Here is a 23,700-nt window from a genome sequence, read left to right as displayed (position 1 = left end):
TAAGCAATATCTTAAGGAGGTTCGTGAAATGAACGAAACATTTGACTATGTAATCATCGGTGGAGGTAGTGCAGGTTCTGTACTCGGTAATCGCTTAAGTGAGGATGGAACAAACAGTGTTCTTATATTAGAAGCAGGACGTAGTGACTATCCATGGGATCTATTAATTCAAATGCCAGCAGCACTTCCATTCCCAGCTGGAAAAAGCTTATACGACTGGAAATACGCATCCGATCCTGAACCATATATGAATGGAAGGCGCGTCAAGCATGCACGCGGAAAAGTGCTTGGAGGCTCAAGCTCTATTAATGGAATGATCTACCAACGTGGAAATCCGAAGGACTATGAACGATGGGGAGCAGACACCGGTATGGAAACATGGGACTTTGCCCACTGTCTTCCTTATTTTAAACGATTGGAAAATGCTCTAGCAGCAGATGCAGATGATGAGCTTCGTGGACATGATGGCCCGATCAAATTGGAACGAGGACCAGCAACTAATCCATTATTTCAAGCCTTCTTTGACGCAGCTGTTGAGGCTGGCTATTCCAGGACTAAGGATGTCAATGGTTATCGTCAAGAAGGGTTTGGCCCGTTTGATAAGCATGTGTATAAAGGGAGACGGTTGTCAGCTTCTCGTGCTTATTTACATCCGATTAAGAATCGTAAGAACCTTACAATAAGAACACGTGCCTTCGTGACCAATATTGAAATAAATGGGAACAAAGCTGAAGGTGTAACCTATCGACGCAATGGAAAGATCCATCATGTAAAAGCGGGAGAAGTGATTTTAGCAGGTGGTGCGATTAACACGCCACAGCTACTTCAGCTATCAGGTGTAGGCGATGCAGAACATCTACGTTCAGTTGGAGTCAAACCGAAAATTAATCTTCCTGGTGTGGGGGAGAACCTCCAGGATCATCTTGAAGTATATATTCAACATGCTTGTCCTAAACCAGTATCTGAACAGCCTAACTTAAAGAAATGGAGAATGCCTTGGGTCGGCTTACAATGGATATTCGGTCGTAAAGGTCCAGCGGCAACTAACCATTTTGAAGGTGGAGGTTTTGTACGTTCGAATAATGACGTTGATTATCCAAACTTGATGTTTCATTTCCTTCCCGTAGCAGTAAGGTATGATGGACAAAAGGCAGACACAGATCATGGATTCCAAGTACATGTAGGACCTATGTATTCTGATGCACGAGGATCCTTAAAGATTCGGTCAAATGACCCGAAAGAACATCCAAGCATGGTCTTTAATTACCTTTCTACTGAGCAGGATCGACGTGAGTGGATTGAAGCAATACGAGTTTCTCGGGAGATTCTGTCCCAACCCGCTATGGCACCATATAATTCAGGAGAGATTTCCCCTGGTCCTTCCGTCCAGACGGATGAAGAGATACTGAATTGGGTGGCTAGGGATGCTGAAACTGCACTTCACCCATCATGTACGGCAAAAATGGGTCCAGAATCAGACCCGATGGCTGTTGTAGATCCTAATACGATGAAGGTTCATGGGCTTGATAATGTACGAGTAGCTGATGCCTCTGCAATGCCTTATGTTACGAATGGTAATATTCATGCACCAGTGTTAATGCTAGCAGAGAAAGCAGCAGACTTAATTCTTGGTAAACAGCCGTTACAGCCTATTTATGCTAGCTATTACCGTCATGGTTTAGATCCCGCTCATGCAGGTACCATAACGAACTAAAATAATAAATTACTAAAAAGAAGCATCTAGTTGCAAATGTAGTGCAATTAGATGCTTTTTTATTAGAATACCTATCTACTTTTAAGAGGATATAAAGAAATGCAGAGGACGACATCCTCTGCATGATATGAATAAAATTTTTATATTTATCGTAATCAATGTCCGTAAAAGGCTCTGCCTCAAGCCTCGAAAAGATAAAGCATAACAGCCGCTAAGCATTTGTTTAAAGATGTGAGAACCTCACTGACCTTTACTTTACCCATTCATTGACTAATTCTTGATTCTCATCGATCCATTTCTTCGCACCATCAAGTGGTTTATCGGCACTTTCCACATAGTCGATAAGTTGTCCGATTTGTTCATCATTCATCTTCCAATTATTAAACCATTCACTAACCTCTGGATAATCTTCATTAAATCCAACTCTAGTAGCATGATGAATTTTCTCTACTCCTCCGTAAGTGTTTTGTGGGTCTTCCAAGAATTTTAAATCATACTTGGAGAAGACGGAATGTGGCGTCCAAAGCGGTGCTACGATCGGTTCTTCGTTTTCGACAGCATCTCTTATCTTAACTAACATGGAAGGCTCTGAGCTTGGTAAAAGTTCAAACTCAAGATGATAATCTTGAATAACTTCGTTTGTCACTTCCATTGTTCCTGCACCAGGATCAAAGCCAACAATCTCACCATCGAACAGTTCTTTATGGTCGTTTAAATCTTCTATACTATTCACTTCATTTAAATAACTTGGCACTACTAACCCTACTTTAGCATTGTCAAACCAAGTATTCTCAGAAAAATTAACCGTATCCTTATATTTCTCGTAATAATTGGCATCTTGGACAGGTAGCCACACTTCTAAATTAACATCCAATTCAGCATTTTCTAAGGCTTCCATCATAATGCCCATATCCAATACATTTAATTTCACATTATAGCCCTTATCTTCTAAAATTGCTTTCCACATATTTGTTACGGCGATATTCTCTGCCCAGTTAATTTGCCCAATTGTTATTTCTTCCTTTTTTCCACTTGATCCATTTTCTGAATCACCCTTAGTGTCTCCACATGCTGTCAGTATAGTAATCACGAAAAGTGTTAAAATAATACTGATTGCTTTTTTTGATTTCTTCATTGAAAATAACTCCTTTTCTATATATTTATTAAAAATATTTCAAATTGATAAATTGTTTAGAAATATTTTAATCATTATACCGAATAACATTCTACTCAAAAGAACAATAGGCCAATCTAATTAGTAAGCACATCTATTTTAATTGGTAAATTTGTTAAATTTTTTTTAAACGTTCTTTATACTTTTATCTTAACGTGTTCAGATTAAATGTCAAGAGGTATTACGTGATTTTAGTTAATTCTTATAAAAGCAAGGAATTCAAAATAGTGATTTTAGGAGCTTTTAGATGATGCTCGTTTCCCTTAACCATACACTTGAAAATTGCTGAACTTTCTATTTAAGGCTAAAATAGAAGGAGAAAGGAAAGGTGTTATAAAATGAAACAAAAATATAATCCATCATTGCCACCTAAAACCTGTACAATTGATAAATTAGTTACCATTCCAGCAGATGTGGAAAAAGTATTAATGGGTAGAAAGACGGCAACAAGACGTAATGGACGATATGCAGATATCGGTGAGATTATGGAATTAAACAACAAGAAGTATCGGATAGATAACGTATATAAACAAACTCTTGGAGAATTGAGCGATGAGGATGCGCAGCGTGAAGGCTATAAAAGCCTAGAAGCCTATAAGGAATCAATTTTATCCATGCATCCAGGGATGCCTTGGCTGCCCAAAATGGAAGTTTGGGTACATGAGTTTAGTGAACTTGAGGAATGATCACACAACATAAAAAAGCATCTGAAAAGCAGATGCTTTTTTCTTAATCCTCTAGATCGTAGCGGCCACGGTCTTCGCCATAGTATTGGTTATATCGCTTCTTGAATTTGTAGAACAGATACGAGCCAAGAACCTTTAAAATAGCGTAACCTGGAATACCTAGTATTACCCCGATGACTCCAAATAAATTCCCAGCAATCAATAATACTAGGATAATGGTTAATGGATGGATTTGCATGGTTTTGCCCATAATATTCGGTGAAACAAAGTTTCCTTCTAGAAATTGAACAGCAATCCAAACAATCGCTAGCTTTAGTAGCATAAATGGCGAGTCTACAATCGCAATAATAACAGCAGGGATGATCGCGATGGTTGGGCCTAAATAAGGAACTACGCTCGTAATCGCGGCAACAATAGCTAGTGTAAAGGCATAATCTAATCCAATAATTAAGTAACCAATGAATAATAGAATCCCAATAACTGTAGCTACGATGATTTGACCTTGAATGTAAGAACCAACTTGTGTATCCATATTACTTAGAATTTGTTTCGTATCATCTCGGAACTTCGGCGGAAACACCTTGATCATAAAGTTTTTGAATTTTTCTCCATCTTTTAATAAGAAAAATAAAATAATTGGGAAGGTGACAATGGCCACAACTGTACTAGTTACTTTGCTTGCAACATTTTGCACGCCTTGAAAACCGTCAGAAATATAAGTGCCGATTAACTGTGGCAGCTCGCTTAAACGATCCATTAACCATTGATAGCCTTCATCATAATAAGGCCCTAAAAACGAATTTTGTACCCAATTCGTAAAGCTTTCCCCAAATTGTTTTAAATAATTTGGAAAGGATTGGACTAAATCCTTCACCTGAGCCTCGATAGCTGGTGCGGTTAACAAAATAATACCTGTTAAAGCCCCACTAATTCCGAGAATGAGTATTACAATTCCCCAAATACGCTTGATACGAAATTGTTCCAGTAGGTTAACAATCGGATTCAACAAATAGTAGGCAATAAAAGCGAGAATCACAGGAGGGACAATCGTAGATAAAATAACCTCCAATGGATAGAAAATAAATGAAATTTTTGTATAAATATAGATCATTATTCCAATAAGTATGAAGATACCTAATATGTAAAAAATATTTTTTCCACCAATAAATTTTAAAAATCTATTTGATGATTCCATTCTCTGTCTCCAGCTCCTTATCATACAATATAACCTTGCTAACATGCCATCTCGATGTCTTTCCATTAGTAATGTACCATAATATTGCTATATTTCCTATTGATAACTTTAAGATTTTAAACAAAAAAGGTAATCGATACCTTATAGAAGATGTGACATGCTGATTGATATGGATGCTACTATAGAATGGATAGGAAAAATTAACGAGGTTTACCGTACCAGAAGATGTGAAAAGTAGTACTCGGATTGTCAGTCTAGAGGAACTACAAAACTTACAACAATAGAATAAAAGAAAGGGGCTAGGACATAACTAAACAGCAAGCGCTATAATCCGAACATTATTCTGCTTTAGCGTAGTCAAAATACGGAGACTCCTGTGGGAACAGCACGAGCTGAAGCCGTGCCCCCGGAAAGCGGAGTATTTTGACGGAGCGGTATCCGTGCAGAAATATTAACGTTCGGATTTTCCTTTCTTTACTTACTCTTTCGTCCCAGCCTCCAAATCCTATTATTAATTTCTCGAACCTAACACTCTTAAGCTATTAATTAGTAAGGAAGGATTTTTCAAAAAACTCTAACAAATATTCTAGTGTAATAGGATCACTGTAAGTAGAAGCTTTTGTATCAATTGCATAGACATGATCATTTTGAACAGCAGGTATGTTTTTCCAAGTTTCCGTTTCTAAGAACGAATTCTCCTTTTCTGGATCCCTGCTCAGAATAATATAGTCACCTGCAAATTCAGGTAGTAGTTCAGTAGAGAATGTATGAACTCCAGACTCTAGTGCCATTTCTTTTACCTTTTCTGGCATGTTTAATCCCATAGCCTGGTATAATATTTCTGTACCACGAGCATAATTATCTCCAAAAACATAAAATTCTTTATTACCACTTTCTATGACAGAAACAGTGGCATCTTCTCCGATTTTGTCCTTGATTTGTTCCCCAATTTTACTAGCACGGTCCTTGAAATTCTCTACCCATTCATTCGCTTCTTTTTCTTTGTTTAAGAGTTTTCCGATTTCCATTTGTTGAGCTAAATAGTCTAATTTACCCCAAGTATAAACAACGGTTGGTGCCATTTCATTCAGCTTGTCTATATTTTTAGTCTGAGCACCGGCGATGATGAGATCAGGTTCAAGCTCAAGAATTTTCTCAAGATTTTCTTCAGAAACGACTTCCACACCTTCTAATTTTTCTTGAAAGAGAGGATTATTTTTTGTCCATTGATCAATCCCTACAATATTACCATCTAAGGAAAGAACATTTGGACCATTTGTGAGTGCCACAATACGTTTCGGTTCATCTGGAACTTCAACGGGGCCAGTTTCAGATTCATATGTAATGGTCTCTTTAGTTGTGTCAGATGCATTACTTGTATTGGCAGACTCTGTGCCACTGCACGCACCAAGGGACAGGGTCAATAAAACTATAATTGGTATAAAAAGCTTTTTCAATATGATCGGCTCCTTTTCGAATTAGTAATGATAATCATTTTCAATTGCTTCATAAAATATACTAATCATAAATAAGAGGAATGTCAATATACTTTATAGACCTAATTCACATTAAATAGCGATTTTTGAACACGTACGGACAAATGCAGATTGACGCTACATACCCATGATGATATGATAGAAATATATATTTTAGAAAACTATCACTAAACGAATACGATTAAAAATGGCTATTTAATAGTATTGCATTAGTTGTACAGACGAGTTTTCGAATAATAAGAGAATCTTTGTTTTGGTCATCTACTAATAAACTTATCTATTGGGGGAAACAGTATGAGTCAAGAAGTGAAAAATGCTATTCAATCAGGCAAGACGGTGCTTGGAATCGAGCTTGGGTCTACTAGAATTAAAGCAGTTCTTATCGGAAAGGATAATGAGACAATTGCTTCCGGGAGCCATGATTGGGAAAATAGTTATATAGACAATATGTGGACATACAGTGTTGAAGAGATTTGGAAGGGGATACAAGATAGCTATCAAAAGATGGCACGAAGTGTAAAGCAGCAATACGGAATTTCTCTAAAAAAGATTGGAGCTATTGGCTTTAGTGCGATGATGCACGGCTACATGGTGTTCGGTAGGGATGGAGAACTTCTTGTACCTTTCCGCACTTGGCGAAATAATATAACCGAAGAGGCTTCCACAGCATTAACAGAACTTTTTAACTATAATATTCCACAAAGATGGAGTATTGCTCATCTTTATCAAGCCATTTTGAATCAAGAAGATCACCTATCAGATATACATTTTCAAACAACGTTAGCGGGTTATGTTCATTGGAAGCTAACAGGTCAGAAAGTACTTGGTATTGGTGAAGCGTCTGGTGTTTTTCCTATTGATTTAGAGGCGAAAAATTATAATCAAGAAATGATACAACAATTTAATAGCTTAATTGAATCTAGAAATCTACCTTGGAAGCTTGAGGAGCTTTTACCTAGGGTATTAGTTGCTGGGGAAAATGCGGGTGTACTGACTGATGAGGGAGCAAAGCTACTCGATATAAGTGGTGAATTAGAAGCAGGAATTCCTCTATGTCCTCCTGAAGGGGATGCTGGAACAGGTATGGTTGCTACGAATAGTATAGCCAAACGCACTGGAAACGTGTCGGCCGGTACCTCTGCATTTGCTATGGTTGTTTTAGAGAAGGAATTATCTAGAGTACACCCTGAAATTGATCTCGTTACTACACCTACAGGTAATTTGGTGGCGATGGCTCATTCTAATAACTGTTCCTCAGACTTGAATGCATGGGTTAGTCTATTCGAAGAATTCTCAGGCGTTATGGGGAACAAATTAGATAAAAATCAATTATACGGTGCTTTATTTAATCAAGCTCTCCAAGGTGATGCCGATGGTGGCGGACTTCTATCTTATGGCTATCTATCAGGAGAGCATATGACCCATTTTGAAGAGGGACGCCCGTTGTTTGCTCGTTCTTCTGATAGTAATTTCAATCTTGCTAATTTCATGCGTGTTCAATTATTTACAGCCTTTGGTGCAATGAAGATAGGAATGGATATTCTTCTTAAGGAAGAAGGCGTAAAACTAGATGAAATTCTTGGCCATGGTGGCTTGTTTAAAACAGAGGGTGTTGGCCAAAGTGTGCTAGCGGCTGCACTTAATGTTCCAGTTTCCGTGATGGAAACGGCCGGAGAAGGTGGTGCATGGGGAATTGCCTTACTTGGTTCTTATATGCTCAATAAAGAAGATAATCAATCCCTAGAAGAATTTCTAAATGACAAGGTATTTGCAGGTCAGGTAGTGAAAACACTGTCCCCTAATCCAAAAGATGTTAAAGGATTTGAACAATTTATGGAACGATACAAGAAAGGTCTTACAATAGAAAGAGTAGCAGTAGAGAACCTTTAATGAATAAATCCAATTGTGAAAAATAATTGAATTTATTTCAAGTGTGGGGGAGTACCTTTATTGTATGGTAAAATAAAGATAAAGGAAACGCACAAAGTCTACACTTGAGGAGGATTCAACTATGACGGAATCACCGAATAATGATAAAGCATTACGTTTGAAATCAATGCTTGAGGAAGCTCTTCAACCACTAACGGATAAGATTGGTTTATTGGAGCAGGAAGTAAAAGAGCTGCGAAAAGAACAAGCGGAACTCAAGCAAATTATCCATCAAAGATAAAATTAGGAGTCTATTCAGGGGATGGATAGACTCCTTTTTCATCTGGCCAACCTTTTCATAACCAAAATAAGAAAGGCTTGAAATAATAAGCTATTCATATTAAAATAGTAGCAACTTAAGTCGAAGCGGAGGTGGATAGAGGTGTTGAATGATACTGTTTTTGTGCACGGATTTTGGACTGAATTCCTATATTTTTGCCGTGCAAAATTTGCTGTTTTAGTTGTTAACGGGATACGTATGTCCTTTTTTAACAACTAAATAGTAACAAAAACAGTGAAAACATCTCTTACCCACATTATATATAGATGACGCTAGGGAGTGGTCTTTTTCGTGCTCTCTTTTAAATTAATGCGTCGTCAATGCTTTTAAAAAGCCATGGGATGTCCTATGGCTTTTTTTGTTGGGAAAATAGGAACAGGAGGATAGACATCGTGATTGCATGTAGTATCAATCAAGTGACGAAGATGTATGGCGGTCATATGATTTTTGAAAATATATCATTGGAATTAAATGAAAAGGAAAGAGTAGGGCTGGTTGGGCCGAACGGTAGTGGAAAATCAACCCTTCTAAAATTACTGGCAGGCGAGGAACTACCAAACCAAGGACAAATCCATTGGAAAAAAGGATCACGAATTGGCTACCTTGCTCAATTTTCTATGTTTCAACCAGATATATCTGTAAGGGAAGCTTTACGGACAGCTTTTTCTGAATTGATTGAATTAGAAAAGAAGATAGGGAACTTAGAAAAAAGTATGAGTCAAGAAATGGATGAGAAAGATTTACAGAAGCTTGTCGAGCAATATGGAGTATTTCAAGACCAATATTTATCCAAAGGAGGGTACGCCATCGATAGTGAAATCGATAAAGTGGCAAAAGGGTTAAATATTGAGGGAATATTAGATCAGACGGTAGGGGCACTTAGTGGTGGCGAGAAAACAAAGGCTGGGTTGGCCTATATATTATTAAAAGAATCAGATTTATTGTTATTGGATGAACCTACTAATCATTTAGATGTTTCAGCGATAGAATGGCTTGGAAATTATATAAAGAATTTCACTGGAACCGTGGTGATTGTATCCCATGATCGGTATTTTTTAGATGAAACGGTGAATAGAATTGTCCATGTCGAGAATGGCGACCTAGATAACTTTGACACCAATTATTCTGATTATGTAACGGAAAAAGAAGCTCGTTTACTTCGTGAATTTCATGCATATGAAGAACAGCAAAAGAAAAGGAAGAAAATGAAAGAAACGATAAAAAGACTAAGAGAATGGGCGAATAGGGCAAAACCTCCAAATGAAGGTCTCCATAAAAGAGCTAGAAATATGGAAAAAGCATTAGAAAGAATGGAAAAATTGGATCGCCCTGTGTTAAATCGGAAGAAAATGAACTTGAAAATCGATGCAGGAAGTAGAAGTGGTAAGGATGTGATACAGCTGAAGGCAGTTTCGAAAGCATTTTTTGATAACCAGCTTTTTCAAGATGTCAATCTCCATGTTCAGTATCAACAAAGAACCGCAATCGTCGGAAATAATGGAACAGGAAAAACTACGTTATTAAAGTTAATCTTAGGACATCTTAAAGCAGACAAAGGAGAGGTAAAGATCGGGAGTAATGTGAAGATTGGCTACCTGTCACAGCATACTTTTTCTAAAGTGGTAGACAGAACGGCAATCGATGTCTTTCGTGACGAAGTGAAAGTAACAGAAGCGGAGGCAAGACAGATATTAGCAAAATTTCTATTCTACGGCTACAGTGTATTTAAAAAGGTTTCCCAGCTAAGTGGTGGAGAAAAAATGAGGTTGAGATTGGCCCAGCTTATGTATCAGGATACCAATTTATTGATCTTAGATGAGCCTACGAACCATTTAGATATAGATTCATTGGAAGTATTAGAGGAAACGCTTGAACAATACGAAGGCACCATTCTTGCAATATCCCATGATCGTTACTTTCTAAATAAATTATTTGATAGGATTTTCTGGATCGAAGATGGGCGTGTACATGTATGGGAAGGAAACTATGACTGGGCTAAGCAAAAAATGAGTGAGAAAAGAACTTAGCAAAAATAAATGCCGCATGAGTAAAGACTTCATGCGGCTAAATTTACTGTTTAACTTTTCTACGAGGGAATCCAAACAAAATGGCAGTAATTCCACAAATTCCAAGCAATACTGGATAAAAGGAATAAGGCATAATACTTATAGGTGATATCGAAGCAAGTCCTGCCACTGCCAGCATTTGGCCACCATATGGTACGATCCCTTGCCAACAAGCGGCGAAGATATCAAGAATACTTGCCGATTTTCTTGGGTCAACATTATACTTGCTTGCAATATCTTTTGCTAACGGCCCCGTCATTATAATGGAAATCGTGTTATTGGCAGTACTAATATCTGCTACACTAACAAGCCCAGCGATACCAAATTCAGCCCCTTTTTTCGATTTGATCTTGTTAGAAACTACATGAAGTAAATAATCTATCCCTCCATTGTATTGAATAATTCCGATTATTCCTCCGATAAACAATGCTACAATTGCAATATCCTCCATATTCAATACGCCTTGTGATGCAGCCTGGAGCAGAGTTGTACCAGTGTAGGAACCATCTATGATACCAATCGCACCAGCAAGGATAATCCCACCGATTAACACAATTACCACATTCACTCCTAAGATGGCTACGATTAATACAGCAAGATAAGGTATAACTTTCACAAGATTATAAGAATAGTCCTCCAATTGATTGATATGACTTCCTGAAGTAATGAACCATAATATAAGTGCAGTAATCAATGCGCCGGGAAGAACGATAAAAAAGTTTGTTTTAAACTTATCGCTCATCGAAGTGTTTTGGGTTCGTGCGGAAGCGATCGTAGTATCCGAAATCATCGATAGATTATCACCAAACATAGCCCCACCAATCACAGTAGCCATTGCTAATGCCATAGGAATATCCGTTTGATCAGCAATACCAATTCCAATAGGAGTAAGTGCGACGACAGTTCCCATCGATGTCCCCATTGTAATGGAGATAAAACAACCAATTAAAAATAATCCTACCATTAAAAGGTTTGCAGGTAGGAGGGAAAGCCCAAGGTTCACGGTCGCATCAACTGCGCCCATACCTTTTGCTACTTCCGAAAAGGCACCTGCAAGCACAAAAATGATGCACATTAGCATAATATTTTCATGCCCAGCCCCCTTTGTGAAGATTTCAATTTTTTTAGCTAGTTTTACTTTGCGATTCATGAAAATGGCAACAGCTGCCGCAATAATGACCGCCACATTCAGTGGCATATTAGAAAAATCCTTTGTCAACACTCCTGTGCCGATAAATAACAATATAAATATGAGTAAGGGGAATAATGCCGAGGCCTTCCCTTTAGTCTGTTGAGTCATGTTGTATTCCTCCTGTTTATATAGGTTAATGCATGGTCATGCCACCAGTTATGTTAATTGCTTGTCCTGTCATGTAATTCGAATATTTTGAGGCTAAAAAGACCACCACATATGCGACATCTTCAGGAGTTCCTGTTCTTCCAAGTGGCACCTGTGAAAAGTCCTCTTCTCTAATTGCTTCTTCATTCAAACCCCTCAAATTACCACCAATCACTCGTTCTTTACGTTTCATGTCCGTTTCAATAATACCAGGACAGACGGCATTTACATTAATTTGGTCTTGCGCAAGCTCGAGAGCCATCACTTTAGTAAGCCCAATGACTGCATGCTTAGAGGCAACATAGCTCCCCATTAGGCGATAGCCGTTTTTTCCAGCCTGTGAAGCAATATTGATAATTTTACCTCCAAAGCCTTGATCCTTCAGTTTATTCGCAACGACTTGGCTACATAATTGCACACCTTTAGCATTTATATCCATTGTTTTATCCCAATCTTCTTCTTTTATCTTCGTAAAGTAATCCATTGTCGAAATGCCAGCATTGTTCACTAGGATATCTATTTTTCCAAAATGATGAATAACCTGTTTTATCATATTATGGACATCATTTTTGTTAGAGACATCTGCCTGGAAATAGAATAAATTTTCATCATCTGTCTGCTTGGTTTCTTGAATATCAATAGCGGCAACCTTTGCGTTAGATGATAAAAGAGCCTGAACAATAGACTTTCCAATACCGTTTGCTCCACCTGTAACGATGGCGACCTTTCCAGATAAATCAACTTTGAGCATAGAATAACCTCTTTTCTATAATAAAAAACCCTCTTCAAAAGTAAGAAGAGGGTGAAGTAAGATGAATGTCTCTTCTTATCTGTTAGCTATTTGCTACTGGAATTGGCACATTACTCTTAAGAGTTGTTGCCGAGGATTCATAGGGCCAGTCCCTCCCCCTCTCTAGATAAGAACATATAGGAAAGTTAATGCTCTTTAGTTTACAACTAGAAACAAGTTATAGTCAAGTGTTTCACTAGGAATTACACCTGTAAAATTTGCCATTCTTTCGTTAATCATTCTCTCTGCTACTAAATGATGGGAAAAATATTGAATGAATGACAATTTAATGGTAGGTTATAAGAGTGATATAATATATTATTTTAAGAGGTGATGGAATGGAGAAGCATAACACCGAAGATTTACAACAAACGGAAGTAGCAGAGGAACAGGAAACAGAAAAGGAACGATTTGTTTCAAATGAGGAGAAAAAAGAGAACAATTCCTCCATAAATTTTGATTTTGGAGAAAGTGTAAAAGAGACAAAGGGTATTCTGAAGGATGCGATTTTAAGACCACATGCTATCGTGAGCTCTACTCGAACAATCCGTATGGAAACGAGTGCACTAATTTTATTATCATTATCATTATTGATAGGTATTTGTTATTTTCTTTTCTATAAATTTGGATTTGAGGGAATGCTCAGCTTATTTGCAGATGTGGGCGTAATGTTTATCATAACGAGCATCTTATCTTGGATGATTACCTTTGCAATCGGCTATTTTTCTCTTTACTTACTTTTAATGTATTTCGGAGATCGTAAAATGGATCATAAAGAATTGTTAACGAAATATGCGATTGTGAATATTCCTTTTACATTAGTTTTTTGTTTAGTGATTTTATTTTTCGGATTTTTAATGGTAGATTTGTTTGTCGTTACATATGTTTTTGCCTTAATGCTATATGGGGTAATTCATATTTATCTTTACCTTGTACATATGAGAAAACCGAAATTTGATTTGTACTGGACAATTGCGGGCTACCTATTAGTCTTAATTGTTGCTACACATTTATTGAATGGAATTGATTTTTCAGCATTTTAAAAAGCAGGAGTACACCTCTTGCTTTTTTATTGTTTAGCTAACTCTGTCACTATTAGCAAGATACAAGAAATTTCTCCTCGGAATATATGTTAAGCTAAAGATAAAGTTTTGTTTGAAAGGTGGAGGATAATGGGCAAAGTTGTTTTAGATATCTCGATGTCTCTGGATGGTTATATTAGTGGTCAAAATGATAGTCAGATCCAGCCATTAGGTGATGGTGGAGAGTTTATTCAAAATTGGTTATTTGATGGTAATGAATCAAGCAGTTATAACGATTTTTTCAAGCTTTCTAGTACAAATAAAAAAGTTTTCGACAATACGGTAGCTAATACAGGCGCGATGATAGTTGGGAGGAGAACCTTCGATATTGTAAAAGGATGGGGTGGAAGTCATCCAATTCAAGGTATTCCTATCTTTGTTGTAACACATCAAAAACCAGATAGTTATATAGAAGAGAATACAACGTTCACCTTCGTTACAGATGGGATAAAAAGTGCAGTTGAGCAAGCGAAGAAAGCAGCGCAGGATAAAAATATTAGTATCGGGACCGCACATATTGCACAGCAATGTATTCAAGAAGGTCTATTGGATGAAATGCTACTACATGTATCGCCAGTTCTGCTTGGTGGAGGAATTCGCTTATTTGAGCAAAATAGCAAAGTAAAGCTTAAAAATATAGAAACGATTGCTGCTGATAATGTGACTCATCTAAAATACAGTCTCTTGTATTAATTTGAACTGCCCCCTGTCAAGTAGACAGGTAAATAAACAAAATATTTTGTGCCATGTATGGTTTCCATGCATGGCTTTTTTATGCTGGAATTCTTAACCCCATCTTCAACGTCACGCGCTTTGTATTATAAAATTCAATATAAGCCTCAATATCTTTTTCTAATTCCTCAAATGTGTTATAAGTGGTTAGTCGATACATCTCTTCCTTGATGATCCCCCAAAAGTTTTCCATCGGACCGTTATCAATGCATTTACCAACACGCGACATGCTTTGGGTAATCTAGTGTTCTTCCACAAAACGTTTAAATCCATGGGACGTATATTGAAAGCCGCGATCACTATGAAATAATGTTTTCGCTGGTATAATGGTATCTTTAATCTGAGTAATCGTATCTCGTACTAAGGCATTGTTATTATGTCGGGATAATTTATAGGCTACAATTTTATTTTCACCATAATCTAAGACGGCACTTAAATAAGCTTTCGAATGAACTCCGTACTTAAATTCAGTGACATCTGTTAATAAGACCTCCATCGCGTTATACTCTGCTTGAAATTCTCTATTTAGGACATTTTCAGCCACGTGTTGCGGTTTATGTGGTCTATAGTTGTAACGTTTCCGACGGATAACGGCTTTTAAGCCTACTAAGCGCATCAAGCGGTACACACATTTATGATTCACTTGAGCGTTAAGGAAGTGGTTGAGATAGATCGTGATTCGACGATAACCATAAATCCCTTTATGTTCGTCATATATCTTTTGAATGCAAGCGCTCAAGTGTCTTAAGCGCTTCTCTGTTTTTGTTGGTTTCCGATGGAACCACTTATAATAACCCGAGCGACTCACACCTAATGCTTCACAAAGTATGGTTATTTTGAATCCCTTTTTTTCGAGTTTTTTAATGGTTTGGTATTCGGCCTCATGCCGCGTTTGCGTAACATCAACTCTCTTTCCTCTTCTTCTAACTTTTTTAACGCAGTATTCTCTGTTTCAAGGTACTCATTTCGTGCTTTTAATGCCTCAATTTCCGTTCGTAACTTTTCTTCATCTGTTTGGATCTTGTCTGGCTTTCCGCGACCTCGTCCATCTACCAGCCCGTCAGGGCCATGCTCTTTGTACTTTTGAACCCATGAATAAACATTATTATAAGAAACTTGATATTTTTTAGCTGTTTCCTTATACAATAAACCAGTATTTAAACAATCTTTGACGATTTCAATTCTCTCTTCTTGTGTCGTTTTTCGACTCTTCATCGTATACACCTCGGGTTTGGGAGAATAACTCCGATTCTTTTCCCCTCTAGTATACTTGATGATCCAACTTCTTACAGTATCAGGATTTGGAATATTATATTTCCGAGCTAATTGTTTAAAGGGTATACATTCTACGAGGTACTCGTTAATAACGGACTGTTTAAACTCTTCACTGTAATGATTATTTCTTGATGTCGTTTGAATTCCTTTTAGACCATGATTTTGGTATCTCAGCACCTTTTGACGAAAGGCCGATTCACTTAATAATAAACCAAATGTTTCACGTAATTCTTTAATACTCATTCCATCTTTCAGATACATTTGAATATACCATTCCAACTCTTCAGCTGTATGCTTACTATTTAAACGCATAAAAATCCCCCTAAAGTAGTTTTACTTTTTTAAGTGTCTACTTTAGGGGGAGCATATCAATTTACAAGAGACTTTTTCTAATCCTTTTATAATGATGAAACCAAGGCTGTCTTTCTTCGATTTGGGCAGCTAGCTGAAGTAACAGGTCATCTTCACCGAGTCTAGCAAAGAAGTGGGTCCCAACCGGTAATCCATCTTCAGTCCAATAGGTTGGAACACTCATTGCAGGCTGTCCCGTAGCATTAGCAATTGGCATTAGTGGATTGTAATCTAGCATATTATTTAACATTTGTTGATAGGCCGTTTGCTTAGTCTCTTTGTTTTCTCCGATTTTTTTTGGTAACTGATTCAAGGTTGGAGTCATCCATACATCTATTTCTTCAAGGAATTCTAATATTTTTTGTGCTTCGCTTTGAATATAAACACGTGACTCCTCATATTCTAGGGCTGATAAATTTTTACCGAATTCCAAAATCTCATAAGTAAGCTTTTCTACATTATCACGATTCACCTCTTGGCCTATCATTAGTCCAGAATGTTTTATAATGGTAGAGCCACTTCCAAGCCAAATATTAATAAAGTGATGTGCGAGTGAATCTAAATCAAATGTTGGCATTTTGTCCACGACTTCATGTCCCAAATCCTTCATTAACTCTACTGTTTCTTCCATATTCTTTCTTGTATCATTGTCAAATGAAACATGGGAATTAGGCTGATAGCGAACAGCAATCTTTAGTTTATTTGTTTTTTTCGTTACGTTCTCTAAAAAATTCGTATATGTCTTGAAGCTTGGATATATTGTATGTTTTCCAACTCCATTTAAGATATCTAACAATGCAGCACTATCCCTAACAGACCTTGTAACTGCATGATTAATGGAGAAATGATTCACATAAGGGCTATATGGCAAACGCCCTCGGCTTGGCTTAAAACCGAACAATCCGCAAGCAGATGCTGGAATTCGAATCGATCCTCCACCATCGTTAGCATGAGCAAAGGGTATTAAGCCAGCGGCTACGGCTGCTGCAGATCCCCCACTTGAGCCACCTGGAGAGCGTTCGAGATCCCAAGGGTTTCTCGTTGGGCCGAAAAGCTCGGGCTCAGTGGTAGGAAGAAAGCCAAATTCAGGTGTATTGGTTTTTCCGAGGAAGATGAGGCCAGCTTGTTCAAATCGGTTAACAATCTCATCATTTTCAGGTGCGATGACATCTTGGAGCATAACAGAACCACTTGTATGCCTAGCCCCTTTAATGGCATTTAAATCTTTTATCAGAAATGGAAGTCCCGCAACTTTTCCATTAGTAGCTTGCATTTTCTTTGCTTGTTCTCGACCACTTTCAAACATTTCGAGAACCACTGCATTTAGTATCGGGTTATATTTTTCTATTTGATTAATATAAAAGTCGGTAAGTTCAAGGGGAGTAAGTTCTTTATTATCAAGTAGCTGTTTTTGACCTAATGCATCTAATCCAAGTAAATCATCAAATTGTTTCAATTGTAGACCTCCTTGTTTTTAGTAATTCATTTAGAATAGCATAACAGAAAAAATGAACCTACGATATAACCCTAGAAGTAATAATCATTATGTTAGCTATAGACTAAAATAGCCAAAAAAAGGTATCTGCAAAAATTGCGGTATATCCTTGTCGTATTTTGCTGAATTCATCAACAATGATGGTCATTTTGTACTAAAAAATAAACACCACTCACTTCTGATGGTTAATTATTACATAAATAACATTTATCTGAAATAATGATCATTTACTGTAAGCGTATACATGATATGATGAAACTATCTTTAAAGAAAGGAGGGCTGAAGTTTAGAGACGGAATATATAGAACAAAAAATGAAAAGGACGTGAGAAAATGAAGAGAAAAAATTTTGTTAAATTGTTTGTAACTAGTCTAATTTTCACTCTTCTTGTCGGTTTATCATTTCAATCTGTTTCTGCAACTACACCGGATTTTAGTATGACGGGCTTTGCTACCTTTGATGGTGGAACCACTGGTGGAGAAGGTGGAGATACGATAACAGCCCAAACTGGAGATGACATTATCCAGGCACTAAAGAATAAGGATGATAATACCCCACTAACGATTTATGTTGATGGTACGATTACACCAAACAATACATCAGATAGTAAGATCAATATTAAAGATGTCTCTGATGTTTCCATTTTAGGTGTTGGTACAAATGGAGAGTTGGATGGAATAGGAATCAAAGTATGGCGAGCAGATAATGTGATCATTCGAAACCTCACGATCCATGAAGTTAGAGCTGGTGATAAGGATGCCATCAGTATTGAGGGTCCTTCTAATAATATATGGGTAGATCATAATGAACTGTATGGTGACTTAAATGTAGATAAAGATTATTATGATGGTTTATTTGATGTTAAAAGAGATGCCCATAATATTACATTTTCTTGGAATTATGTGCACGACAGCTGGAAAGCAATGTTAATGGGCTCTTCCGATAGCGATGATGGTGATCGAAATATTACCTTTCACCACAATCACTTTCAAGATCTAAATTCACGTGTTCCTTCTTTCCGTTATGGAGAAGGTCACTTATATAATAATTATTTCGAAGGGATTATTGATACAGGAATCAATGCTCGCATGGGCGCTGAGCTACTGGTAGAAAACAATGTCTTTGAGGATTCTAAGGATCCTTTAGGTTACTGGTATAGTGATGAACCGGGATACTGGAATGTCTCCAATAATCTATATATTAATAGCACTGGTAGTCAACCAACCACATCAACAACTAATTATACTGTTTCCTATAATTACAATCTAACCCCTGTAGAGGATGTGAAAGCAATGGTAACGCAGTATGCAGGTGTAGGGGTAGTTCAGCCTTAATGATAAGGGGCTGGGACATAACTAATCAGCAAGCGGTATAATCCGAACATTATTCTGCTTTAGCGTAGTCAAAATACGGAGACTCCTGTGGGAACAGCACGAGCTGAAGATCCACTTTGTAAAGCGGTTTTCTTTGCAAAGTTAGCTGAAGCCGTGCCCACGGAAAGCGGAGTATTTTGACGGAGCGGTATCCGTGCAGAACTATTAACGTTCGGATTTTCCTTTCTTTACTTACTCTTTCGTCCCAGCCTCTTGATAAAATAAAGAGAGCATATATGTTTTGACGTTGTGCACGGTTTAAGAGTTTATTGCTTTATCCCAGTATTAATTAGTTTTACATCCACATTAAAATTAATTGTGGTTTCTGGAAATTTTTGGTGCCATTCCTTTGCAGTTAATTTCCCGTTTTTTTTATGTGCCCGATATATGCTACCAAGTCCAAGTGGATCAGAGTTAGCATTTTGTAAAGTAGCTAAAAGCTTTTTGTACTGCCTTTTTACTTCTTCTTCTACTTCTTTTTCTAATAAGTTGGCAAACTGTTCATTCTCGTCCTTAAAGGTTTCTGATGTTTCGTTTAAAATGACTTTAAGATTTACATCTGTTTGGTAAGACAATTCCTTAATGTCGGTTAACCTTGTCTTACTTTCTCCATCTATTATTAAGAAACTAAGATGGAGCTGATCCCGATTTGCTTGAGGGGCACTTAAATATTTTAAAAAAGGTTCACGAGAGATGGAGAGATGTATCTGCCTATCGTGTACTTTATTTTGAAATAAATTCACTAAAAAGGCATCCTCCATTGATATTTTCCCCACGTATTCGTCATTTTGAAATAGTGCCATACCAGTTATTGCAATTTTATTATCCGTTAAGGAGATTAAAGGCATGATGGGATCCTTGCCAGGGTCTTCATATGTATGGGTAAGTTCATGAAGGGAAACATTCGGTATACTATCCCCCTTAATTTCCTTTTCAATTAATTTTTCCATATATTGACCCATATCAATATCGGCATTTTCTTGTCCTAGTAAAAGTATGTCCTTTGCGGTCGTTTCACTCACCGCTAAATACATCATATCGGAAAGACGCGCATCTCGAATTAAGACATTCAAATAGTTTTTAAACCCTGCCTCTGCCGTTTCTTTTCCATATAGAACTAAACGAATTTGGCCAGGTAAAAAGGTAAAGGATGATTTTTTTTCTGCGTTTTGATTCGCTTCTTTAATGGTTTTTCCTTTACCATAATTTATCGTTGTTACGTTTTCTGCTTGTTCATCAAAAATATAAGAGAGAATAACGGTTTCTATAAGATTTTCTGATTCTTCGCTAATATCGATACCATATGTATTGATAATGGCATGTTGCTCTATAATTTTGGTCTGCATGCAGGCAACTAAAAAGACGAATGAAATTAATACAAATACATACTTAATGCGATAAATCTCGACCACCACTCTTTCGTTTCCATCTTTTTTTTATAAGTACCATTGGAAGAAGTAAGAGAGGATAAACATAAACAATCCAAAAACCAAATTCTGCTACACTATCAATGATTTTTCGGATAAGAAAATAATCATCGATAAAGGTACTAGCAATCAATATGACGATTGCTAAAATATATAAGGTTGTTTTTTGTTTAACCTGATACAGTCTTTTTATTCCATAGGTTATCGCCCACATCAATAAGATCATATTTGGTACGACAACCATCATCCATTCAGCTATGACGATGTAATCAAATCGTTCAATAAAGGTAAGATTTTGTATTTTGAACATGTCTAGAACTGTCCATTCTAGTTTTAACAATTGGTCACGGCTAAAATACCCAATGGATATAACAGTCAATATCAAGACGATCATTGATGACCATATAATTGCTAGATAAGTTGGGAAACGGACCTTCTGTTTGTTTTGAATAAATGGATAAACAAAGAACAGGATTTCAAATCCCATAAAGGTATAAGAGGTGGCCTTTGCCCCTTTCCATAATTCCGTAAATGATGCTTGAAACATTGGTTGAAAGTGGTTAAAATGCATGAACCTTATCGGCTCTACAAGCAATCCAAGTAGCCAAATCGAGAGAAAAAAGAAGAGAAAAAAAACGCCAACAATCGCTTGAAGTCCTCCTCGAACACTGTAAACAACTAAACTTAATAATAGTAAAGCGACCACGAAATTGTTTAAGTTTGGAGCGATAAAAATCTTTAATACTTCGATATAGGTTATTATCACTGATAAAAACGCTAGGATAAAATGGATAATGTAAATAGTCCCGAGCAATTTTCCTAACCATTTCCCGAATAGATCGGTTTGAATTCCTAAAATATCGGCATTTTCATACTGCTTAAGGATAAATAGCATGGCAGATATGACCATTACAATAAAACAAGAAGCAAGTATAACCGAAATCCAAGCATCTTGTTGTGACTCTTTAAAAATAAACCTAGGAACCCCCATTATTCCTACACCTATTTGAATAAAGCTTATAAGGAAAAATAAATAAAATGCTTGAATGCGTAAATGCGATTTTACTTTCACATTAATGTCCATAATTCACCTACTCATCTATGTCTTTCTTTGTCTTCGCTTTGTTTTTCTTGTATCGTTTTATATCTTTTGGCTGGTAGGAATAAAATCTTTTACTCTGATAGGCAATAGGTAACCGGAACAATGCTTTATTGAGATCTTCCCATCTAAAGGGATAAATAGGTGTTAAATATGGTCTTCCTAAAGATTTGATTTTTAATAAATGGATGAGCAAAAAACAAGTCCCGAACATTATACCGATTAAGCCTAATAATCCGCCTAATATAATCATAGGAAAACGAATGATTCGTATGGCTGTACTCATTAAGTAATTAGGGATGGTGAAGGAAGCTAGTGCACTAATTGCGACAAGAATGATTAAGAAATTACTTGTTATCCCTGCCTGAACAGCAGCAGTTCCGATGACAATACCTCCTACAATACCGATGGTCTGCCCAATCTTTGTTGGCAGCCTTGCTCCAGCTTCTCGCAGTAATTCGATGAAAAACTCTAGAATTAACACCTCAATAATCGGTGGAAACGGTACGATTGCTCTAGAATTCCCGATAGTTAATAGCTCCTTTATTGGAATAATCTCATAATGAAATGTAGTGGCAGCTACATATAAAGGTGTCAGAAAGATGGATAAAAAAATCGCAATGAAACGAACAGATCTTAAAAAGGTACCTGCATGCCAACGCATGTAAAGATCCTCTGTAGATTCAAAAAAACTAAAAAAAGACGAAGGCGCAATAGTTGCTGTCGGACTATTCTCCACTAATAAGCCAATCCTACCTTTATCTATAGCATAGACAAATCGATCGGGTAGCTCTGTTAAATAAAATTGTGGGAAAATAGTTAGCGAAGAGTCCTCAATATATTGCATTAATACAGAACTGTCTTCAATTTGGTCCACTTCTAGTTCCTTTAATCGCTGACGCATTGTATTAATATCTGTTTCATCGGCGAGAGACTTGACGTAAACTAAACGTGCTTCGCGAGGGAAACGCTCACCTATCATTATTTTTTCTAAGACAAGGTCTGTGGAACGAATACTCCAACGAACAATATTCAAATTAGTAATCATCGACTCAGTAAAAGCAACTTTTGGTCCTAAAACTAGGGATTCTGTTTCTGCTTGTGTTAAATCTCGTTTTTCTTTTTTATCTAATAAATAAGATAACGCCGCGTCTTCATTTTCTACATAGATATATACTTCTCCAATTAGTATTTTATCTAGTATTTCTTCGAGTTTTTCAATCTTGCTCCCACTTCTTAAAGGTATTTCATTTAGAATCGATTGATTTGTCCATTTTGATTTACCATCTAATAAAGGCTTTAACATAAATTGCTCGACCATCTCTGGTTCCACTAAATAGGAGATGTAAAAGACAGCAATCCTCGCTTCAGACTTCTCAAAAATGGTAAAGGATAAATCTGGGTTATTCTCAAATTTACTCTCCATCAATGTTTTTAACTTATCGACATTTATTGGGAAAAGCTTACTAGATTTATTTCTACCCTTCCGCATATAGATCACCCAAATTATTAGAGTTTTTATTAAAACATTCTCTCCATGAACTACAAGAAATATAACAAATCGACTTATTTTGATAGTTAATTAATAAAAGAAGGAAGGATCTAATGTATATATGCCTATTTCCTAAAGTAAGACTTACCTTCTTATAGGCTGATGAATAGGATAATAAAGTAAAATAAAGGAGAGGATGAAATGACGATGCATTATTGGACAAATCAACAGCACTCTCACTATTGGGGGCATAATCCTATCCAATGGCAAGGCCATCATCAGATGTTTTCAGACCATGGCATGAATCCATTTGTCGTGAATATCGAGCAAGCTTCATTAGTAAATAATACATTTCGTACAGCATTATGGACTGGGAAGCATTTACAAGTTACGTTAATGTCCATAGGAGTTGGGGAGGATATCGGATTAGAAAGACATCCAAGTACTGATCAGTTTTTACGTATTGAATCAGGGCAAGGAATTGTATTGATGGGAGATCATCCAAATCAATTAACTTTTCGACAACAGGTAGCCAAGAATAGTGCTATTATGGTACCAGCAGGTAAATGGCATAATTTGATCAATACAGGAAATTCTCCAATCAAACTTTATTCAATATATGCACCACCTGAGCATCCTTTTGGTACGGTGCATCGTAGAAAAGCGGATGCAATAGCAGAAGGATAATGGCCGAAGTGGAAGGGA

General features: G+C 36.9%; 21 protein-coding genes, 1 pseudogene and 1 riboswitch. Of the genes and pseudogenes, 10 read left to right on the top strand and 12 right to left on the bottom strand.

The annotated features are described in order from the left end of the window. Window positions 1-28: 28 nt before the first annotated feature. Entirely contained in the window at window positions 29-1,714 is a 1,686-nt protein-coding gene (gene betA / locus ACZ5R4_RS08410) for a choline dehydrogenase (protein WP_109983897.1), read from the top strand. Window positions 1,715-1,964: 250 nt separating this feature from the next. On the opposite strand, the gene ACZ5R4_RS08405 is transcribed toward betA, so the two are convergent. Further along, a complete protein-coding gene (locus ACZ5R4_RS08405; protein ID WP_054861517.1) occupies window positions 1,965-2,849 on the bottom strand; it encodes a glycine betaine ABC transporter substrate-binding protein in 885 nt (294 codons plus the stop codon). A 377-nt stretch (window positions 2,850-3,226) separates the two neighbouring features. On the opposite strand from ACZ5R4_RS08405, the gene ACZ5R4_RS08400 reads away from it, so the two are divergent. Continuing rightward, on the top strand, window positions 3,227-3,574 hold the full coding sequence (locus ACZ5R4_RS08400) for an ASCH domain-containing protein (RefSeq protein WP_054788915.1): 348 nt from the start codon (window positions 3,227-3,229) through the stop codon (window positions 3,572-3,574). A gap of 43 nt (window positions 3,575-3,617) precedes the next feature. Here ACZ5R4_RS08400 and ACZ5R4_RS08395 read toward each other — a convergent pair whose 3' ends face one another. Next, window positions 3,618-4,769 carry an AI-2E family transporter gene (locus ACZ5R4_RS08395; RefSeq protein ID WP_109983895.1) on the bottom strand — a complete coding sequence of 384 codons (1,152 nt, stop codon included), beginning with the start codon at window positions 4,767-4,769 and terminating at the stop codon, window positions 3,618-3,620. A 542-nt stretch (window positions 4,770-5,311) separates the two neighbouring features. Further along, window positions 5,312-6,226: an iron-hydroxamate ABC transporter substrate-binding protein gene (locus tag ACZ5R4_RS08390; protein WP_109983894.1), complete on the bottom strand. Its 915-nt coding sequence runs from the start codon at window positions 6,224-6,226 to the stop codon at window positions 5,312-5,314. Between the two features lie 333 nt (window positions 6,227-6,559). Here ACZ5R4_RS08390 and ACZ5R4_RS08385 point away from each other — a divergent pair, with 333 nt between their 5' ends. From ACZ5R4_RS08385 to abc-f, 4 genes are all read left to right on the top strand, one after another. Continuing rightward, the gene (locus ACZ5R4_RS08385; RefSeq protein ID WP_464368334.1) at window positions 6,560-8,155 is read left to right on the top strand and encodes a xylulokinase; all 1,596 of its coding nucleotides are present in this window, start codon (window positions 6,560-6,562) and stop codon (window positions 8,153-8,155) included. A 121-nt stretch (window positions 8,156-8,276) separates the two neighbouring features. After that, window positions 8,277-8,435 (top strand): hypothetical protein, encoded by a 159-nt coding sequence (locus ACZ5R4_RS08380; protein WP_181397454.1) that lies wholly within the window; start codon window positions 8,277-8,279, stop codon window positions 8,433-8,435. Between the two features lie 141 nt (window positions 8,436-8,576). After that, the gene (locus ACZ5R4_RS08375; protein ID WP_281269905.1) at window positions 8,577-8,693 is read left to right on the top strand and encodes an RAxF-45 family protein; all 117 of its coding nucleotides are present in this window, start codon (window positions 8,577-8,579) and stop codon (window positions 8,691-8,693) included. 173 nt (window positions 8,694-8,866) lie between these two features. Then, window positions 8,867-10,501 carry a ribosomal protection-like ABC-F family protein gene (gene abc-f / locus ACZ5R4_RS08370; protein WP_464368333.1) on the top strand — a complete coding sequence of 545 codons (1,635 nt, stop codon included), beginning with the start codon at window positions 8,867-8,869 and terminating at the stop codon, window positions 10,499-10,501. 43 nt (window positions 10,502-10,544) lie between these two features. Here abc-f and ACZ5R4_RS08365 read toward each other — a convergent pair whose 3' ends face one another. Together ACZ5R4_RS08365 and ACZ5R4_RS08360 are read right to left on the bottom strand one after the other, a co-directional pair. Further along, window positions 10,545-11,870 (bottom strand): Na+/H+ antiporter NhaC family protein, encoded by a 1,326-nt coding sequence (locus ACZ5R4_RS08365; RefSeq protein ID WP_281269907.1) that lies wholly within the window; start codon window positions 11,868-11,870, stop codon window positions 10,545-10,547. Further along, window positions 11,866-12,630: an SDR family NAD(P)-dependent oxidoreductase gene (locus tag ACZ5R4_RS08360; protein ID WP_464368332.1), complete on the bottom strand. Its 765-nt coding sequence runs from the start codon at window positions 12,628-12,630 to the stop codon at window positions 11,866-11,868. The genes ACZ5R4_RS08365 and ACZ5R4_RS08360 overlap by 5 nt, the downstream gene beginning before the upstream one ends. A 72-nt stretch (window positions 12,631-12,702) precedes the next feature. Then, a riboswitch (SAM riboswitch) is annotated at window positions 12,703-12,803 on the bottom strand. A gap of 204 nt (window positions 12,804-13,007) precedes the next feature. On the opposite strand from ACZ5R4_RS08360, the gene ACZ5R4_RS08355 reads away from it, so the two are divergent. Further along, window positions 13,008-13,712: a hypothetical protein gene (locus ACZ5R4_RS08355; protein WP_054861512.1), complete on the top strand. Its 705-nt coding sequence runs from the start codon at window positions 13,008-13,010 to the stop codon at window positions 13,710-13,712. Between the two features lie 129 nt (window positions 13,713-13,841). Further along, complete coding sequence (locus tag ACZ5R4_RS08350) at window positions 13,842-14,444, top strand: dihydrofolate reductase family protein (RefSeq protein ID WP_109983890.1); 603 nt, start codon at window positions 13,842-13,844, stop codon at window positions 14,442-14,444. Window positions 14,445-14,523: 79 nt separating this feature from the next. Here ACZ5R4_RS08350 and ACZ5R4_RS08345 read toward each other — a convergent pair whose 3' ends face one another. From ACZ5R4_RS08345 to ACZ5R4_RS08330, 4 genes and pseudogenes are all read right to left on the bottom strand, one after another. Beyond that, window positions 14,524-14,712: an IS3 family transposase gene (locus tag ACZ5R4_RS08345; protein ID WP_464368331.1), complete on the bottom strand. Its 189-nt coding sequence runs from the start codon at window positions 14,710-14,712 to the stop codon at window positions 14,524-14,526. Between the two features lie 12 nt (window positions 14,713-14,724). Then, window positions 14,725-15,357, bottom strand: a pseudogene (locus ACZ5R4_RS08340) (IS3 family transposase); the annotation flags it as partial. Then, window positions 15,315-15,698, bottom strand: coding sequence for a helix-turn-helix domain-containing protein (locus tag ACZ5R4_RS08335; protein ID WP_464368475.1), 384 nt, complete (start codon window positions 15,696-15,698; stop codon window positions 15,315-15,317). The gene ACZ5R4_RS08335 and the pseudogene ACZ5R4_RS08340, both read right to left, overlap by 43 nt. A 433-nt stretch (window positions 15,699-16,131) precedes the next feature. Continuing rightward, window positions 16,132-17,565 carry an amidase gene (locus ACZ5R4_RS08330; RefSeq protein WP_464368330.1) on the bottom strand — a complete coding sequence of 478 codons (1,434 nt, stop codon included), beginning with the start codon at window positions 17,563-17,565 and terminating at the stop codon, window positions 16,132-16,134. Window positions 17,566-17,936: 371 nt separating this feature from the next. Here ACZ5R4_RS08330 and ACZ5R4_RS08325 point away from each other — a divergent pair, with 371 nt between their 5' ends. Continuing rightward, window positions 17,937-18,938 (top strand): pectate lyase family protein, encoded by a 1,002-nt coding sequence (locus ACZ5R4_RS08325; RefSeq protein ID WP_464368329.1) that lies wholly within the window; start codon window positions 17,937-17,939, stop codon window positions 18,936-18,938. A gap of 305 nt (window positions 18,939-19,243) precedes the next feature. Here the strand turns inward: ACZ5R4_RS08325 and ACZ5R4_RS08320 are convergent, their stop codons facing one another. Genes ACZ5R4_RS08320 through ACZ5R4_RS08310 form a run of 3 tightly spaced genes read right to left on the bottom strand, consistent with a single transcriptional unit; the run spans window position 19,244 to window position 22,995 of the window. Then, the gene (locus tag ACZ5R4_RS08320) at window positions 19,244-20,392 is read right to left on the bottom strand and encodes a Ger(x)C family spore germination protein (protein WP_464368328.1); all 1,149 of its coding nucleotides are present in this window, start codon (window positions 20,390-20,392) and stop codon (window positions 19,244-19,246) included. Next, complete coding sequence (locus tag ACZ5R4_RS08315; RefSeq protein WP_464368327.1) at window positions 20,367-21,488, bottom strand: GerAB/ArcD/ProY family transporter; 1,122 nt, start codon at window positions 21,486-21,488, stop codon at window positions 20,367-20,369. The genes ACZ5R4_RS08320 and ACZ5R4_RS08315 overlap by 26 nt, the downstream gene beginning before the upstream one ends. A 7-nt stretch (window positions 21,489-21,495) precedes the next feature. Beyond that, window positions 21,496-22,995, bottom strand: a complete 1,500-nt coding sequence (locus ACZ5R4_RS08310; protein ID WP_054861676.1) for a spore germination protein — start codon at window positions 22,993-22,995, stop codon at window positions 21,496-21,498. Window positions 22,996-23,196: 201 nt separating this feature from the next. On the opposite strand from ACZ5R4_RS08310, the gene ACZ5R4_RS08305 reads away from it, so the two are divergent. After that, window positions 23,197-23,682, top strand: a complete 486-nt coding sequence (locus ACZ5R4_RS08305; RefSeq protein ID WP_464368326.1) for a cupin domain-containing protein — start codon at window positions 23,197-23,199, stop codon at window positions 23,680-23,682. Window positions 23,683-23,700 lie beyond the last annotated feature (18 nt).

The organism is Gracilibacillus sp. JCM 18860, from assembly GCF_055395245.1.
Note: the sequence above shows the minus strand (reverse complement) of the source record. Positions and strands in the feature narration are given on the sequence as shown.

Excerpts from the sequence above, each read along its gene's own strand:
- betA (WP_109983897.1), top strand. The coding sequence starts at position 29 with ATGAACGAAACATTTGACTATGTAATCATCGGTGGAGGTAGTGCAGGT.
- ACZ5R4_RS08405 (WP_054861517.1), bottom strand. The coding sequence starts at position 2,849 with ATGAAGAAATCAAAAAAAGCAATCAGTATTATTTTAACACTTTTCGTG.
- ACZ5R4_RS08400 (WP_054788915.1), top strand. The coding sequence starts at position 3,227 with ATGAAACAAAAATATAATCCATCATTGCCACCTAAAACCTGTACAATT.
- ACZ5R4_RS08395 (WP_109983895.1), bottom strand. The coding sequence starts at position 4,769 with ATGGAATCATCAAATAGATTTTTAAAATTTATTGGTGGAAAAAATATT.
- ACZ5R4_RS08385 (WP_464368334.1), top strand. The coding sequence starts at position 6,560 with ATGAGTCAAGAAGTGAAAAATGCTATTCAATCAGGCAAGACGGTGCTT.
- ACZ5R4_RS08380 (WP_181397454.1), top strand. The coding sequence starts at position 8,277 with ATGACGGAATCACCGAATAATGATAAAGCATTACGTTTGAAATCAATG.
- ACZ5R4_RS08360 (WP_464368332.1), bottom strand. The coding sequence starts at position 12,630 with ATGCTCAAAGTTGATTTATCTGGAAAGGTCGCCATCGTTACAGGTGGA.
- ACZ5R4_RS08355 (WP_054861512.1), top strand. The coding sequence starts at position 13,008 with ATGGAGAAGCATAACACCGAAGATTTACAACAAACGGAAGTAGCAGAG.
- ACZ5R4_RS08350 (WP_109983890.1), top strand. The coding sequence starts at position 13,842 with ATGGGCAAAGTTGTTTTAGATATCTCGATGTCTCTGGATGGTTATATT.
- ACZ5R4_RS08345 (WP_464368331.1), bottom strand. The coding sequence starts at position 14,712 with ATGTCGCGTGTTGGTAAATGCATTGATAACGGTCCGATGGAAAACTTT.
- ACZ5R4_RS08335 (WP_464368475.1), bottom strand. The coding sequence starts at position 15,698 with ATGAAGAGTCGAAAAACGACACAAGAAGAGAGAATTGAAATCGTCAAA.
- ACZ5R4_RS08325 (WP_464368329.1), top strand. The coding sequence starts at position 17,937 with ATGAAGAGAAAAAATTTTGTTAAATTGTTTGTAACTAGTCTAATTTTC.
- ACZ5R4_RS08315 (WP_464368327.1), bottom strand. The coding sequence starts at position 21,488 with ATGGACATTAATGTGAAAGTAAAATCGCATTTACGCATTCAAGCATTT.
- ACZ5R4_RS08310 (WP_054861676.1), bottom strand. The coding sequence starts at position 22,995 with ATGCGGAAGGGTAGAAATAAATCTAGTAAGCTTTTCCCAATAAATGTC.
- ACZ5R4_RS08305 (WP_464368326.1), top strand. The coding sequence starts at position 23,197 with ATGACGATGCATTATTGGACAAATCAACAGCACTCTCACTATTGGGGG.